Here is a 15,861-nt window from a genome sequence, read left to right on the forward strand (position 1 = left end):
GCCGAGTGAGTGCGGGGCCGGGCGAAGCGAGGTTTGGGCATGAGCTGGCATCAGGGGCTGCTGGTCAGCTTCGATCTGGAGACCACGGGCACCGACGTCGAGCAGGACCGCATCGTCACCGCGGCCCTGCTCCGGCTGGAGGGGGACGGCCGGCCGGCCGGGAAGCTGACGTGGCTGCTCGACCCGGGGGTGCCGATTCCCGACGAGGCGGCGGCCATTCACGGCATTTCGACCGCATATGTCCAAGAACACGGGCGTCCGCCGGCGACTGCCATAGAGGAGATCACCGAGGCGCTGGCCGAGGCCCTGCGCGCGGAGATCCCGCTGGTGGTGATGAATGCCCGCTATGACCTCTCGCTCCTGGACCGCGAGTGCCGGCGCCACGGCCTGCGCACCCTGACCGAACGCCTCGGACACGCACCCGCACCGGTCATCGACCCCCTCGTCCTGGACAAGCACGTGGACCGCTACCGCAAGGGGAAGCGCGCCCTCCAGGCGCTCTGCGGTCACTACGGCGTCCGGCTGGACGGTGCCCACGAAGCGGGCGCCGATGCGGCGGCCGCGGCCGGCGTCGCCCGGCGTATCGGGGAGAAGTACCCGGCCGTCGCCCTCCCGTCGCCGCGCGCGCTGCACACCCTCCAGGAGCAGGCGGCCGCTGATCAAGCCGCCTCGTTCCAGGCGTATTTGCGGCGCTCCGGTGACCCACAGGCGATAGTCGAGCCGGCCTGGCCGCTGATCCCGTACCAGGCCAGGGCCGAGCGATAGCCCGCTCGCCGGACTCGGCCCGTCAGGCCGCCCCGCTCAGAAGGGATACCACCGCACCGTCGCGTCCTTGTCGCGCAGGGAGGCGATCCGGCGCTGGAATTCCCTGAGCGCCGCCGGGTTTCCGGGCGCGTGCTGGGACACCCAGGCGCAGCTCGCCGTCTCCCGGGACCCGCGCAGCACGGCGCAGCCCTCCCAGTCCCGTACGTCCCAGCCGTAGACGGACACAAAGGTGTCGTAGGCGTCGGGGGCCAGGCCGTAGCGGTCCCGGCTCAGCGCCATCACGACCAGATCGTGCTCCCGCAGATCGGAGGAGAAGGTTTCCAGGTCGACCAGCACCGGTCCGTCGGGCCCGACATGAATGTTGCGGGCCAGCGCGTCACCGTGGATGGGGCCGCGCGGCAGATGCGGTTCCAGGGCGGTGGCGGCCGCCGCGAAGGCGTCCCGCCGCCCGCGCAGATACTCCGCGTCCGGCGCCGACACGGCGTCACCGGCCAGCCGCAGCCAGCGCTCGACACCGCCGAGCAGCTCGCGCCGGGGGAGTGCGAACGGCGGCTCGGGCAGCGCGTGCACCAGCTTCAGCAGCGCGGCGAGATCGTCCGGACCGGCGGGCCGTACGGCCTCCGGCAGCCGCTGCCAGTAGGTCACGGGATGCCCGTCGGCCAGCGTCGCCACGGGCTCCGCGGCCCGTACGGCCGGCACGCCCTCGGCCGCCAGCCACTGGGCCACGCCCAGTTCCCGCTCGGCGCGCTCCAGGAGTTCGGCGCTGCGGCCCACCCGTACGACCGGTCCGTTGTCGCCGAGGGCGAAGACGGCGTTCTCGCCGAGCGAGAGCAGCGCGGCATCGGCCGCCGCCTCGGGGTGCCCGGCCGCGGCCAGCACGTCCCGGGCGCGCGCCTCCGTGAAGGCGGCGGGGCTCGGTTCGGTCATCGGGGTGCCTCCTGCGGTGCCGGTTCGCGACCAGTGTCGCAGGTCGGCCTCATGGCCCCGTAGGACATCCCCGGCGGGGAGTTCCGCCGGGGAATCGGCCGGGGACCTTGACGGGGGTGCCGGCCGTCACGACGATGACGGCGGCCGGGAACGGCCGGCGGGGGAGAGGGGGAGCGATGGCAGCGGTGCCAACGGCGGGGGCATACGGGGGCAGACCGCCCGGACCGCGTCGTGCGGAGCCCCTCCGATGACCCTGACGACCGCTCCCCGGCGGTCCACCGCACCGGCCGCGGACGGCGCCGCCCGGCCCCGGCGCGACCTGGGCGCCTGGTTCCTCGTGCTGCCCGCGCTGCTCCCGATCCTGGTGCTGAGCGTGGGGCCGCTGCTGTACGGCATCGGGCTGGCGTTCACCGACGCCCAGTCGGGCCGGACCCAGGCCACCCGTTTCGTGGGGCTGCTGAACTTCTCCGACCTGTTCCAGGACTCGCTGTTCTGGGACTCGTTTCGGATCGGCCTGATATGGGCCTTCGGCGTCACCGTCCCGCAGTTCCTCCTCGCCCTCGGGCTCGCCCTGCTGCTCCATCTCGATCTGCGGCTGCGCTGGCTGGCCCGGGCGCTCGCGATCATCCCGTGGGCGATGCCCGAGGTCGTCGTCGGCATCATGTGGCGGCTGGTCTACCACCCGGACGCCGGCATCCTGAACGAGACCCTGCGCGGCCTGGGCCTGTCCGGAGCCGGCGACGGCCGGGACTGGCTGAGCGGACTGGCCACCGCCTTGCCCGCGGTCATCGTCGTCGGCGTCTGGGCAGGGATGCCCCAGACCACCGTCACCCTGCTGGCCGGTCTGCAGAACGTGCCCCGCGAACTGCACGAGGCCGCGTCCATGGACGGCGCGGGCGCCTGGCGCCGCTTCCGCACCGTCACCTGGCCCGCCCTCAAACCCATCGCCCTCGCCGTCACCGCGCTCAACTTTATTTGGAACTTCAACTCCTTCGCCCTGGTCTTCGTGCTGACCGACGGCGGCCCCGGCGGCCGGACCCGACTGCCGATGCTGTTCGCCTACGAAGAGGCCTTCCGCTACGGGCAGTTCGGATACGCCGCCACGATGGGCCTGGCGATGGTTGCGGTGATCTCGGTCCTGCTGGCCGTCTATCTGGCCGGCCGGCTGAAGGGGGACGACGACCGGTGACGGCCACGGAGAGCACCGGCGGCAGCGAGCGCAGCAGCGCCCCGCGCGGTGCGGGAAGCGCCCCCGTCCCGCGCGGCACCCCACGACGCACCTCCACCGCGCGACGCACCTCCACCTCACGACGCCGCGCCACCCCGCGACGCACCGCCACCCGCGCCGGCCAGTACGCCGCACTCCTCGGCTATCTCGCCTTCCTCGCCTTCCCCTTCCTCTGGCTGCTCTCCACCGCCTTCAAGCCGCCGCGGGAACTCAGCAGCATGCACCCCACCTGGATCCCCGAGGCGCCCACCCTGGAGAACTTCCGGCAGGCCTTCGCGCAGCAGCCGCTGCTTGCGGCGGCGGGCAACAGCCTGCTGGCCGCGGCGGTCTCCGCGCTGCTCGCGATCCTGCTGGCGACCCCGATGGCGTATGTCCTGGCCCGCTTCCGCAACCGTCTCTCCCGGGCGGCCACCGGCTGGGTCGTGATCAGCCAGGCCTTCCCGCTGGTGCTGGTGATCATCCCGCTGTTCCTGATCCTGAAGGGCCTCCATCTGGTGGACTCCAGGATCGGTTTGATCATGGTCTATGTGGTGTGGTCGCTGCCGTTCGCCCTGTGGATGCTGACCGGCTATGTCCGCGCCATACCAAGGGAGTTGGAGGAAGCGGCGGCGGTGGACGGCGCCGGCCGGCTCCGTACGCTCGTCTCGGTCACCGCCCCGCTGCTCGCGCCCGGCCTCGTCGCCACCGCGCTGTTCGCCTTCATCACCGCCTGGAACGAGTTCTTCTTCGCCCTGGTCCTGCTCAAGTCCCCCGAGAAACAGACGCTGCCGGTCGTGCTGACCCACTTCCTCGGGGCGGAGGGCGTCGCCGACCTCGGCCCGCTCGCCGCCGCCGCGCTCCTCGCCACCCTCCCGAGCCTGCTGCTCTTCGCCGCCATCCAGCGGCGGATCACGGGCGGGATGCTCGCCGGGGCGGTGAAGAACTGATGCGCCACGACCGCGCGCCCGGGCGCCCGCCCCGTTTCACCCGGCGGGGCCTGCTCACGACGGCCGCCGCACTGCCGGCCGCGGCCCTGCTGCCGGGCTGTTCCGACGGCCGGCGGCGGACGGCGGGCGGCCGGATCACCCTGCGCTTCCAGTCGCTGGCCTGGCAGCAGGACTCGCTCAAGGCCAACAAACAGCTGGTCGCCGAGTGGAACCGACAACACCCCGACGTCCGGGTGCAGTACGTCCAGGGTTCCTGGACCACCGTCCACGACCAGCTGCTGACCTCCTTCGAGGGCGGCGAGGCGCCGGACATCATCCATGACGCCTCCGACGACCTCGCGGACTTCGCCTACGGCGGGGACCTCGCCGACCTCACCGCCCTCCTGCCGCCGCGCCTCAAGCGCGACATCCCGCAGCGCAGCTGGGAGACCGGCACCTTCGCCGGCCGGATCCACGGCGTCCCGTTCCTCCAGGAACCACGGGTACTGATCGCCAACCGCGCGAAGCTGGACCGGTCCGGCGTCCGCATCCCCACCCCCGAACACCCCTGGACCTGGCAGGAGTTCGAGGAGGCGGCACAGCGGCTGACCCGCGGCACCACCTACGGCGTCGCCTGGCCACTGAAGGAGCCCGTCTCCGCCACCCTCAACCTCGCCCTGTCCACGGGCGGCCGGATCTTCCACCGCCGCCGCGACGGCAAGGTGGAGGTGCGCTTCGACGCCGTCGACCAGCAGGTGCCGCGCACCATCCACGACCAGGTCAACGTCGACCGCAGCGCCTCCCGTACGACCCTGGGCATGGGCGGCTCCGACACCCTCCCGGGCTTCTTCGCCGGGCGCTATGCGATGGTGCCGCTCGGCTTCTCCTACCGTCAGCAGATCGCCCAGCAGGCGCCCAAGGGCTTCGACTGGACGGTGCTGCCCGCCCCCAAGGGCACCGCCCTGGACCAGGGGGTGAGCCCGCAGACCCTGTCGATCGCCGAGGACTGTCCGCACAAGGAGGAGGCGATGGCCTTCATCGACTTCCTCCTCAGTCCGCCGAACATGGTCCGGCTCGCCCTGGGCGACTGGCTGCTGCCGACGGGTCAGGAGGCGCTCAAGGATCCGGCGCTGCGGGCCGCCGAATACGACTGGGCGACGGGCACCGCCCTGGCGGGCTCGCTGCATTCCGCCCCGGCCCAGTCCGTCCGCGGATATCCGGAATGGAAGGACAAGATAGCCACCCCAGGTCTTCAGGAGTACTACAGCGGCGCCATCGGCCTGGACACCCTGCGGAAGCGGCTCGTCGAGGACGGCAATCTGGTGTTGGCCCGCTATCAGCGCTGAAGCGCGCGCAGCCGTACGGGTCATCACAGAAGGCCGGCGATGGCCGAGCAGCAGCGCTGTTGGGGGGCCGGTACACCCCAACTGCCCCTGCCCGAAGCCGTGATGGACGGTACGCACACGTCCGCCACCGAACACGAACCGTCACCGGTATACCTGTCGCCCGGCGTTCGGTTCACTGCCGCGTCACTCTCTATTGCGGGCACGTAAACGGAGTTGAGTCCCTCCGGTTCAACTCCGGGGTCGCTTTGACCACTTCTGAAACATTTCCCATTTCAGAGCCCTTGTTGCTTATCTCACACGCCCCGACTGGCCTTGAATTGAACTCATCAATCAGACAGGGTTTCGAACCAGTCCGACGCAGATCTTCCTGTCTGTTCGGGCTATTGCGCAACGCTTTCCCCCCACACCACGAACGAGGAGAACCCTCGCAATGGCTCACAAGCGTTCCAGCAAGAAGCGGCTCATCACGGCAATAACCGCCGCGGTCGCCGCCACTGGTATCGCCGCCGTCACCGCGGTCACCGCGGGCGCGTCCCCGGCCGCCGAAGGCAAGATCTACGGAGCCGAGGCCAAGGGCGCCGTGAACGGCAGCTACATCGTCATGATGAAGAAGTCGATCCGCACCATGGAGAGCGGTGACCTGGCCTCCAAGTACGGCGGCAAGGTCAAGCGGAACTACTCCTCCGCCATCGACGGCTTCTCGGCGACCGGTCTGAGCGCCGATGAGGCCAAGCAGCTCGCCGCCGACCCGGCCGTCGACAAGGTCGTCCAGAACAAGAAGTTCCACATCAGCGAAGCCCAGGCCAACCCGCCGTCGTGGGGCCTGGACCGCATCGACCAGGAAGACACCAAGGGCGACAAGAAGTTCAACTACCCCGACACCGCGGGTGAGGGTGTCACCACCTACGTCATCGACACCGGTGTCCACATCAAGCACAAGGACTTCGGTGGCCGGGCGTCGTACGGCTTCAACGCCATCGACGGCAGCGACAAGGCCGAGGACGACAATGGCCACGGCACGCACGTCGCGGGCACCATCGGCGGTACCGAGCACGGTGTCGCCAAGAAGGCCAAGATCGTGGGCGTCAAGGTCCTGGACGGTGAGGGCTCCGGCACCACCGAGCAGGTCGTCGCGGGCATCGACTGGGTCACCAAGAACCACAAGGGCCCCTCGGTCGCCAACATGTCGCTCGGCGGCGGCGCGGACGAGGCTCTCGACGCGGCCGTGAAGAAGGCCATCGACGCCGGTGTCACCTTCGCCGTCGCGGCGGGCAACGAGTCCTCCGACGCGGGCCAGGGCTCGCCGTCGCGGGTGAAGGAAGCCATCACCGTGGCCTCCAGCACCAAGGATGACGAGCAGTCCGACTTCTCCAACTTCGGCAAGGTCGTGGACCTCTACGCCCCCGGCTCCGACATCACCTCGGACTGGAACGACGGCGCCACCAAGACCATCTCGGGTACGTCCATGGCGACCCCGCACGTCGTCGGTGCCGCCGCGGTCTACCTGGCCGGTCACAAGGACGCCAAGCCGGCCGACGTGGCGAAGGCCCTGACCGACGGTGCCACCCCGGACAAGATCACGAACCCGAGCGAGGGTACGCCCAACAAGCTGCTGAAGGTCGTCGAGTAATCACCTGACTCCCTCAGCTCCACCCGCCGGCCGTCGCGCTCGCCCCCACGGGGCGCGGCGGCCGGCGCTGTTGTGCGCTCCGGGACTCCCGGCCGAAGGCTTCCCTCGCCCCTCAGTGGCCCGCGGGACGGAACCCGCGTAGACACTGTCTACTCCATACGGTAGACAGTGTCCATGACTGATCAAGAGGCGGGCCTGCGTGCCCGTTTGGTCCAGGTCGGCATCGACCTGTTGACCGAAGAGGGAGTGCAGGCACTGTCGTTGCGGGAGATCGCCCGCCGTGCCGGGGTCTCCCACGGGGCGCCGCGGCGCCACTTCCCGACCCATCTGTCCCTGCTGTCCGCCATCGCCCGCCAGGGGTTCGCCGATCTGGCGGAGAAGGCCGCGGCGGACATCGACGCCCACCCGTCGGACCCCCGCGCCCAGCTCATGGCCCTGGGCCGTGGCTATCTCGACTTCGCGCTGACCCACCGCGGCATGTTCGAGCTGATGTTCCGGCATGACCTGCTGGAGAGCGGCCATCTCGGCCTGCGGGACACCAGCCTGCCGCTCTTCCAGGTACTCGTCGATCTTGTCGCCCGGGTACAGCCGCAGTCCGATGTGCCGGCCAGGGTCGTCGCGGGCGCCCTGTGGAGCAATCTGCACGGCATCGCCCAGCTGTGGAGGTGGGGCAGCCTGCAGCTCGCCACAGGGGCCGACGAAGTCGAGCCGCTGCTCCGGGCCGCGCTGGACGCACACCTCGGGCGGGAGGGCCGATGACTGCCCGACGCCGTCAGCGCCTCGTCCTCACCGGCAGTATCACCGGGGTCGTGATCGTCGCCCTGGACGGCACCGTACTGACCGTGGCGCAGCCCGCCCTCCAGCGGGATCTGCACGCCTCCTTCGGGCAGGTCCAGTGGACCAGCACCGGCTATCTCATCGCCGTGGCGAGCCTGCTGGTGTTCGCCGGCCGGCTCGGTGACCGGTACGGCCACCAACAGATCTTCGCCCTCGGGATCCTGGGCTTCGGCGCCGCCTCGGCAGGGATCGGCCTGGCACCCGGCGTCGGCTGGGTGATCGGACTGCGGGTGGCTCAGGGAGTTTTCGGCGCGCTGCTGCAGCCGGCCACCCTGGGAATGCTGCGCGCCACCTATCCGAGCGACCGGCTCGGTATGCCCCTCGCCCTGCGCACCAGCGCCATCGGGCTGGCGGCCGCCGCCGGCCCGGTCCTCGGCGGCGCGCTGGTCGCCCACTGGGGCTGGCGGGCCGTCTTCTTCCTCAACGTGGTACCCGCGGGCCTGATCGGCCTACTGGCGCTGGCCGTTCGCGTACCCACCCCCGCCGACCGGGAGACGGCCGGAGCCACCACCACTGCCGGGGGCACCCGCGCCCCCGCCCCTCGACTTGACCTGCCGGGCGCCTGCCTCCTCGCGCTCGCCCTCGTGTGTCTCGTACACACCCTCGTCACCCTCCCGGAGACCGGTTGGACGACGGCCACCACACTGGGCGGGGCCGCGGCGGCGCTCGCCTGCGGCGCCTTCATCCGGCACGAACGCCGCACCGCGAGTCCGCTGGTACCCCTCTCCGTGCTCCGCTCGACGACCGTCGCCTCGGCCCTCGCGGTCCTGCTCTCCGCGTCGGCGGCCCTGTTCGGCGCACTGTTCGTCAGCACCTACTTCCTGCAGGACGTCCTCGCGATGGACCCGCTGCAGTGCGGTCTGCGGGTGCTGCCGCTCGCCGTGATGATGGTGCTGAGCGCCCCGGCCTCGGCCGTACTGCAGCGCCGGTACGGCCCCCGCCGGACGACCGTGGCGGCGATGACCCTGCTCACCCTCGGCATCCTCGCGCTGTCCCAACTCGACCGGACCTCGACGGCGCCGGCCATCAGCGGGGGATTCCTGCTGCTGGGCGCCGGCTTCGGCACGGTGATGGTCACGGCGACGGCAGTCATCGTGCGCCAAGTGTCCGCGGACCACGCCGGAGTGGCCGGCGGCCTCCAGCAGACCGCGATGAACATCGGCCCGGCACTGGGCGTCGCCACGGCGACCATGCTGGTGACCCTCACGGCCCCCACCGCTGCCGGAAACCGTCCAACCGGCGGGCCGCACTGGACCGGCGAAGCCTTCCTCTCCGCGATGGGCCCCACCCTCCTGACCCTCGCCGTCGTCGCCGCGACCGGCGCCCTGGCCGCGGCCAAACTCCCCCGCCGCACGGCCGGTGGCGACTCTCCGCAGTCGCCGGCAATCACCGGGCGCGATCGCGACCCGGCCGCAGCGACAAAGGCCGTGACGTCCGGGGACTGACGAGCCGACCGGCCCGCCGACAAGCAACGCCCCGGACCGAGGGGCCCGCACCAGCGGGGCGCCTCAACTGCGCCCCCTTCCGCCGCCACGCGCCGCGCGGCGAAGGCCGGTACTCGACATCTCCAACTCAGGCTCTGTCCCGCCTCGTTGTACGAGTTATCCACAGGAGGGGCCCTCCGGAAACACGCCGGGCGCCACCTCCCCTACCGTCGGTGACATGCACGGAGGACTGCCGTTCATCGGCATCAGCACCATCGTCTACGGCGTGATCGGACTGCTCACGGTCGTAGTCAGCGCCATCCGCAAGACAGGGGGAGACCGACTTGCACACCATCACCGTCATCGTGCCCGCACACAACGAGGAGGAGGGACTGCCGGCCACACTGGAGTCCCTCGCCTGTCAAACGGTCCGGCCTGACCAGGTCCTGGTAGTCGACGACGCTTCCACGGACCGCACGGGTGAAGTGGCGGCCTCACACGGCGTGACCGTGCTGCGGCCACCGCACAATCTCGGCAGCAAGGCCAAGGCACAGAACTACGCCCTTCCGCAGTGCACCACCGACCTCGTCCTGGCCGTCGACGCGGACACCGTCCTCGCGCCGGACTACATCGAGACCGTCCTGCCCGTCTTCGACGACCCCGGCGTCTCCGTCGCGGCAGGCACGGTCCGCACCCGCCACACCCGCACACTCTGGGAACGCGGGCGCTCCACCGAATATCTCTTCGGATTCCACTGGCACCGCCCCATCCAGGCCCGCGCCAACAGCCCCATGGTCTGCTCGGGTTGCTGCTCCGTCTTCCGGCGCGACGACCTGATGGCCTTCGGTGGCTTCCCCGAGCGGACCATCGTCGAAGACATGGATTACACGTGGTCCCAGCAGATCGCTGGCAGACGCGCGGTCTACGTCTCCGACGCGGTCGCGCTGGCCGCCGACCCCGAGGACCTCACCTACCTCCGCAAACAGGTCTGGCGCTGGATGGCCGGCTTCTGCCAGAACGTCCGGCTCCACCTCGGGCGGCTGATCCGCCACAAACCCTTGCTGGCGGTCTGGGTGCTGCTCGCCCTCCTGGAGATCCTCACCGCGCCCTTGTGGTGGGCGACACCGTTCCTGCTCGTCGCAACAACCGACCAGCCACCCGCACTCGCCTTCGCCTGGTGGGCCGGCGCCGAACTGCTCCTGACGATCCCACCACTCCTCTACGCCGCCCGCCGCCGCAAACTCTCCCTGCCCACAGTGCTGTTGAACATCCCCTGCGTCTACGCAACCAAGGCCGTCAACCTCGTCTACGCCTGGAAGGCCCTCATCGTCGAACTGCTGCTGGTACCCCTCCACCTGGCACGAGGCCTCACCGTCTACGAGAAGGGAAGGGCCGACCACCGGCCGACGCGGACAGCTCTCGCCGGGACGGGGTGAGGCGCGGGTAGGCGTCCTGCCGGCCGCTGAAATCAAGGCAGATGACCCGAGGGTGCCGCCGGGGCGACAAGGACCCCGGCGGTCCCGAGGGGCCATATCCCGCCGCCCACGAACGCGTCACGGGCGGGGCAGGGAAAGCCGCGCCTATCGTGCTCGGGGCGGGTCTTCCGGCCGGGGCGGCCGGCCGGGCCGAATCCGACCGGCTGCGGTCACCGCCGGGCGTCGCCTGACCCCGCCCGAGCGTTGCTCCTTACCCTTGTGCAAAGAGAGGTATCGAACGTGCCAACAGGCCGTCGGGCGGCGCGAGGTCGAGGCGTCCCGTCGGGCGGTGTGACCCGGGCGCCCGGCGGGGCGGAATTCCATGGTCGGGTCGTCGGCGCGGCTCCTATGATGGCCAGCCCTGACCACTGGCGGCCACGGCCGCACTATCCGCGCGGCAGGGCAGTGAATGTCCGTCGACGCACCCCTAAATGACTGCTGATCACATACCGCACACCTTCCAGGTCGATCTCCGGGGCCTGGTGGATCTGCTCTCCCACCACCTCTACTCCAGCCCCCGGGTCTATCTGCGCGAACTGCTGCAGAACGCCGTGGACGCCGTCACCGCACGCCGTGCCGAGCAGCCCGACAGCCCTGCCCGGGTGCGGCTGCACGCGGACGCCGGGGGGCTGCGCGTGAAGGACACCGGGATCGGGCTGACCGAGGCCGATGTGCACAGTCTGCTGGCCACCATCGGCCGCAGCTCCAAGCGCGACGGCCTGGAGTCGGCCCGTGCCGACTTTCTCGGTCAGTTCGGCATCGGTCTGCTGGCGTGTTTCGTCGTCGCGGAGGAAATTCGCGTCGTCAGCCGCTCCGCGCGAGACCTCACCGCCCCGCCCGTCGAGTGGACGGCCCGCGACGACGGCTCGTACACCGTGCGTACGCTGCCCGGAGACGCGCACCCCGAGCCCGGCACCACCGTGCACCTCACGGCCCGGCCCGGCGCCGCCGAATGGCTCGCCGAGGACCGGTACTGAGCCTGGCCAAGGACTTCGGGACGCTTCTGCCCTATGACGTACGGGTGGGGGAGGAGCCGGTCACCGATCGCCCGGCCGTCTGGGAGCGCGGCTACCCGAACCCCGCCGCACGCCGTGTCGCCCTCGCCCGCCACTGTCATGAGCTCTTCGGTTTCACCCCGCTCGACTCCATCGACCTCGATGTGCCGGTCGCGGGCGTACGCGGTGTCGCCTACGTCCTGCCGTCCGCCGTCAGCCCCGCCCAGCGCGCCGGGCACCGGGTCCACCTCAAGGGCATGCTGCTGACCGAGCGGGCCGATGAACTGCTGCCCGACTGGGCGTTCTTCGTCCGCTGTGTCATCGACACCGACAGCCTGCGCCCCACCGCCTCCCGCGAGAGCCTGTACGCCGACGAGACCCTCGCCGCGGTCCGTGACGCCCTCGGTGCGCGCATCAAGGACTGGTTCACCGCACTCGCCGCCGGAGAGCCCGAGCGGCTCGCACAGTTCCTGTCCGTGCACCACCTAGGCGTGAAGTCGCTGGCCAGGCACGACCGGGACGTGCTGACCACCATGCTGCCCTGGCTGCCGTTCGAAACCACCGACGGGCAGCTGTCCTTGGAGGAGTTCGCCCGCAGGCACCCCGTCGTGCACTTCACGCGGACCGTCGAGGAGTACCGGCAGGTCGCCGCGATCGCCGCCGCCCAGGGCATCGGCGTCGTCAACGGCGGCTACACCTACGACGCCGAGCTCGTCGAACTGCTGCCGTCGGTACGGCCCGGCACCGATATCGCCGAACTCGACGCCGACACCGTCACCGCCCACCTCGACCCGGTCGACCCCGCTGAGGAACTGGCCCTGTCCGGATTCCTCGGCGCCGCCCGGAGCAAGCTCGACCCGCTCGGCTGCGACGTGGTGCTGCGCACCTTCCACCCGGTGTCCGTCCCCGCCCTCCACCTGGACGACCGCTCGGCCCGCCAGGAACGGGCCCGCGCCGAGGAAGAATCGCAGGCGGACGAGTTGTGGGCAGGCATCCTCGGCAGCCTGCGCGGCAGCGCACCGCGTGCCCGGCTCGTCCTCAACCACCACAACCCGCTGGTCCGCCGGATCGCCCGGATCGATGATCCGGAACTCGTCGGGACCGCCGCCGAGGCGCTGTACGGCCAGGCCCTGCTGATGGCCCCGCGCCCGCTGCGGCCCGCCGACTCGGCGCTGCTCAACCGTGCGTTCCTGGACCTGCTGCGCTGGGCCACGCACTCGGACGGCCAGGAGGAAAGCCGATGACGTACGAGAACGGCACGCCGCACACCGTCGAGTCGATCCGCCAGGCCCTGTGGGAGAACGACGCCGAGCCCAAGGGGCCGGCCCGCACCCACCGTGCCGAGGAACTCGTCGCCCTCGCCGAGACGGCCGGCGACCGGCAACTGCTCCTCGACGCACTGCTGGATCTGATCAGCGCCTACCAGTTCAGCTCGGAGAGCGGCAAGACGCTGGTGCCGTTCTCCCGGCTGCTGCGCATGTGGGACGAGAACCCCGGGGATTTCAGCGGCCCGGCACTCCACCGGCTCCACTGGCGATTCAAATGGATCATTTACAGCCTCACCGGCAACCCCGACATCCCGCTGGACGCCATCCGCCGCTGGCTCCCGGACATGGAGCGCCACTACCGCATCGCCGGGTATTCCCTGCGGCCGGTCCGCTCGGCCGAGTTCTACCTCGCCCAGCACCTCGGAGACGACGCCCTGGCCGCCCGGCTGCTGGAGGAGTGGACCGGCGCCGACCGGGACCGGATGAGCGACTGCCTGGCCTGCGAACTCAACGAGCAGGGCGAATGGCACGCGGACCACGCGGACGACGAGCGCGCCCTCGCCACCTGGGCACCCGTACTGAACGGGGAACAGTCCTGTGCGGAGCAGCCGCACCTCATCCTCGCCCTGTCCCTGGTGCCGCTGCTGCGTCTCGGGCGGTTCGACGAGGCCCGCCGCAACCATCTGCGGGGCTATCGCCTGGCCCGCGGCAACGGCAGCCTCGTACCGGCCCTCGCCCGCCACATCGAATTCTGCGCACTGACCGGCAACGAGGCCCGTGGCCTGGAGATCCTCGCCGAGCATGCGGCGTATCTCGACAACGACGGGGAACCGCTCTCCCGGCTGGAGATACTGAGCGCGGCGGCCTTGCTGCTGCGCCGTCTGGTGGAACTCGGCCACGCCGACCGCCCGGTGCCCTTGCCGGGCGGCATCACCGTCACCGCGGAACAGCTCCTGGCCCGTACGCGGGAAGCCGCCGACGGCCTGGCCCGCCGTTTTGACGAGCGCAACGCCACCGACCGGGTCGGCACACGGGTGGCCGCGCGGATGGCCGGCACCCCGTTCACCGACCGGCTCCCCCTCGGTGTCCGCGGCGCCCGGCTCGCCCCGGGGTCCGTCGCCCGGCCGAAGCCTGCGCCGGAGTCCGCGCCGGAGTCCACGCCGGAATCCGCTCCGGAATCCGCTCCGGTGGCGGCCGAGGCCGGCTCCGAGGACCTCGCCGCACTGCTGGCCGAGGCCCGGCGCCTCACCCTGGCCCAGCACCCGGACGCACGCGCCGCATGGCGGGCGGTGGCCGAAACCGCCGAACGGACCGGCACCGGACTGGACGCGTCCGCCAGCGCCGAGGTGACCTACCACGCCGCCGTCGACGCGCTCGACGACCCGGACACGGCCGTCTCGCTGTTCCGCCGGGCCGCCGAGCAGTTCGAGGCCGCGGGTGACCTTGGCGAGGGCGCCGCCGGCCGGGCCCGGGCCGCCTACACCACGGCGGTCTCCGGCCGTACGGAGGAGGGGCTCGCCGAACTCGACGCGCTCTGCGGACAGTTGAGAGCACTGCACGCCGACGGGCGGGCCACCGCCCGGCAGCTGACCGGGGCGCTCCTGGCTGCCGCCCGCGTCCGGCGGGGCACGCTCCCGTCGGCGCCGGACCCCGACGCGGCCGCGGAAGCCCTCGCCGAGGAACTCCGTGCGGTGCTCCGTCTCGCCGAGGAGCACCGCACCGAGGACCGGCGGATGCGCTCCCGCATCGCCGACACCTCCTGTCTGCTGGGCGGTCTGCTCGCCGGGCGCGGCGACGCCCCGCAGGCCGCGGAGCTGTTCGCCCGGGCGGTGGAGCTGTACCACGAGGCCGCCGCCCCCTGGTTCGCCGCGGAGGCCGAGGCCCGGCTCGCCGAACTCTCCCTCGCGCTGGGCCGTCCGGAACAGGCCGAGAAGGCCGCCCGCGCCGCCCTCGACCACGGCGCCGAGCTGCTCGAACCCCTCGGCCGCGCCCACCTCCACCTCATCCTCGCCGAGGCCCTGGCCGCCTCCGGTCAGGACGACAACGAGGTGGCCGGCCACGCCCTCGAAGCCACGCACTGGGCCGACGAGGCGGCCGGAAGCGAAGCGCTCGCCGCCTGGGCGCGGCTGGTGCTCGGTGGCGCCCTGCTCCGCCTCCGGCGCTTCGACGAGGCGGCATCCGTCCTGGAGAGTGCGCTGCCGGACCTCCAGGAGCACCACCAAGAAGGACAGGTCGTGCAAGCCCGCTGGTGGCTCGGCGAATGCCTGGACGCGCTCGGCGACCACCGGCAGGCCAGTGAACAGTTCCTGCTCGCGGCCGACATCGCCAAGGGCTGGGACGGACAGCGCGACCACGCCGTCCTCGCCCACCTCGCCGGCGACGCCCTCAACGGCGCCGGGCTCAACGAACAGGCCGCCGCTGCCTACGCCCGCGCCGAGGAACTCTGGCGCGGCCTCGGCCGGCCGCACAATGCGGCCCGCGCCGTGCGGGCCCAAGCCTGGCTCGCGCTGCGCGACGCCGGGCGCGGCCTCCCGGCCGCCCGCGATCTGATGGCCACCGCCGAGCAGTTGCTCACCGAGGCCGTCGCCGAACCGGCGGACGACGACAGCCACGCCATGCTGCGGACCGCACTCGCCGGCACCTACCGCCAGACCGGCGAACTGCTGGTCCGCGGCTGCGCGTCCGAGCCCGGCGACGAGGACGACGACGGCACGGCGCGGCACGCCTACGAGGAAGCCCTCGGCTACGCGGAGAAGGCGATCACTGTCCTGGCCCCGCTCGGCGAGACCGGTCGCCACGACCGCACCGGCGCCCAGTTGATGGCCGCCTGGCTGGAGGCCGACCTCGGCCGGAACTCCGCCGCCGACACCCGCGCCCGTGCCGTCCTGGACGACTACGGCGACGAGGACGGCAGCGACCCCGACGCCACCGCGGAGCGGCGCCGGGCCGAGGCACGGGCCCTGCTCGACTACATCGGGTAGGCCGGATCCGTACGCGTGCCTGCGGGAAACGAGGTGCGGGGGAGGGCGGGGGAGTGCGCGCGATTCCTACCGCGCCACTC

At 71.6% G+C, this 15,861-nt stretch carries 10 protein-coding genes and 1 pseudogene; 10 read left to right on the plus strand and 1 reads right to left on the minus strand.

The annotated features are described in order from the left end of the window. The first annotated feature begins 39 nt into the window (after positions 1-39). Positions 40-765 (plus strand): exonuclease domain-containing protein, encoded by a 726-nt coding sequence (locus NUT86_RS31315; RefSeq protein WP_274738626.1) that lies wholly within the window; start codon positions 40-42, stop codon positions 763-765. A gap of 36 nt (positions 766-801) precedes the next feature. Here NUT86_RS31315 and NUT86_RS31320 read toward each other — a convergent pair whose 3' ends face one another. Further along, positions 802-1,692, minus strand: a complete 891-nt coding sequence (locus tag NUT86_RS31320; RefSeq protein WP_274738627.1) for an aminoglycoside phosphotransferase family protein — start codon at positions 1,690-1,692, stop codon at positions 802-804. Positions 1,693-1,939: 247 nt separating this feature from the next. On the opposite strand from NUT86_RS31320, the gene NUT86_RS31325 reads away from it, so the two are divergent. The 9 genes and pseudogenes from NUT86_RS31325 to NUT86_RS31365 all read left to right on the plus strand — a co-directional run bounded on the left by NUT86_RS31325 (position 1,940) and on the right by NUT86_RS31365 (position 15,781). Beyond that, complete coding sequence (locus NUT86_RS31325) at positions 1,940-2,881, plus strand: carbohydrate ABC transporter permease (RefSeq protein ID WP_274738629.1); 942 nt, start codon at positions 1,940-1,942, stop codon at positions 2,879-2,881. After that, positions 2,878-3,846, plus strand: a complete 969-nt coding sequence (locus NUT86_RS31330) for a carbohydrate ABC transporter permease (RefSeq protein WP_274738630.1) — start codon at positions 2,878-2,880, stop codon at positions 3,844-3,846. Before NUT86_RS31325 ends, NUT86_RS31330 begins: the two co-directional genes overlap by 4 nt. Beyond that, entirely contained in the window at positions 3,846-5,171 is a 1,326-nt protein-coding gene (locus NUT86_RS31335) for an ABC transporter substrate-binding protein (RefSeq protein ID WP_274738632.1), read from the plus strand. Before NUT86_RS31330 ends, NUT86_RS31335 begins: the two co-directional genes overlap by 1 nt. 430 nt (positions 5,172-5,601) lie before the next feature. Next, complete coding sequence (locus NUT86_RS31340; protein WP_018088929.1) at positions 5,602-6,801, plus strand: S8 family peptidase; 1,200 nt, start codon at positions 5,602-5,604, stop codon at positions 6,799-6,801. A gap of 174 nt (positions 6,802-6,975) precedes the next feature. Continuing rightward, positions 6,976-7,560, plus strand: coding sequence for a TetR/AcrR family transcriptional regulator (locus NUT86_RS31345; protein WP_159485570.1), 585 nt, complete (start codon positions 6,976-6,978; stop codon positions 7,558-7,560). Continuing rightward, positions 7,557-9,083: an MFS transporter gene (locus tag NUT86_RS31350; RefSeq protein WP_274738633.1), complete on the plus strand. Its 1,527-nt coding sequence runs from the start codon at positions 7,557-7,559 to the stop codon at positions 9,081-9,083. The genes NUT86_RS31345 and NUT86_RS31350 overlap by 4 nt, the downstream gene beginning before the upstream one ends. Before the next feature lie 323 nt (positions 9,084-9,406). Continuing rightward, complete coding sequence (locus NUT86_RS31355; RefSeq protein WP_274738634.1) at positions 9,407-10,498, plus strand: glycosyltransferase family 2 protein; 1,092 nt, start codon at positions 9,407-9,409, stop codon at positions 10,496-10,498. A gap of 470 nt (positions 10,499-10,968) precedes the next feature. After that, a pseudogene (locus tag NUT86_RS31360) lies at positions 10,969-12,776 on the plus strand (HSP90 family protein). Next, positions 12,773-15,781, plus strand: a complete 3,009-nt coding sequence (locus NUT86_RS31365) for a tetratricopeptide repeat protein (RefSeq protein ID WP_274738635.1) — start codon at positions 12,773-12,775, stop codon at positions 15,779-15,781. Before NUT86_RS31360 ends, NUT86_RS31365 begins: the two are co-directional and overlap by 4 nt. Positions 15,782-15,861: the final 80 nt, after the last annotated feature.

The sequence above is a fragment of the Streptomyces sp. G7(2002) genome, from assembly GCF_028870195.1.
Taxonomy (GTDB): Bacteria; Actinomycetota; Actinomycetes; order Streptomycetales; family Streptomycetaceae; genus Streptomyces; species Streptomyces nigrescens.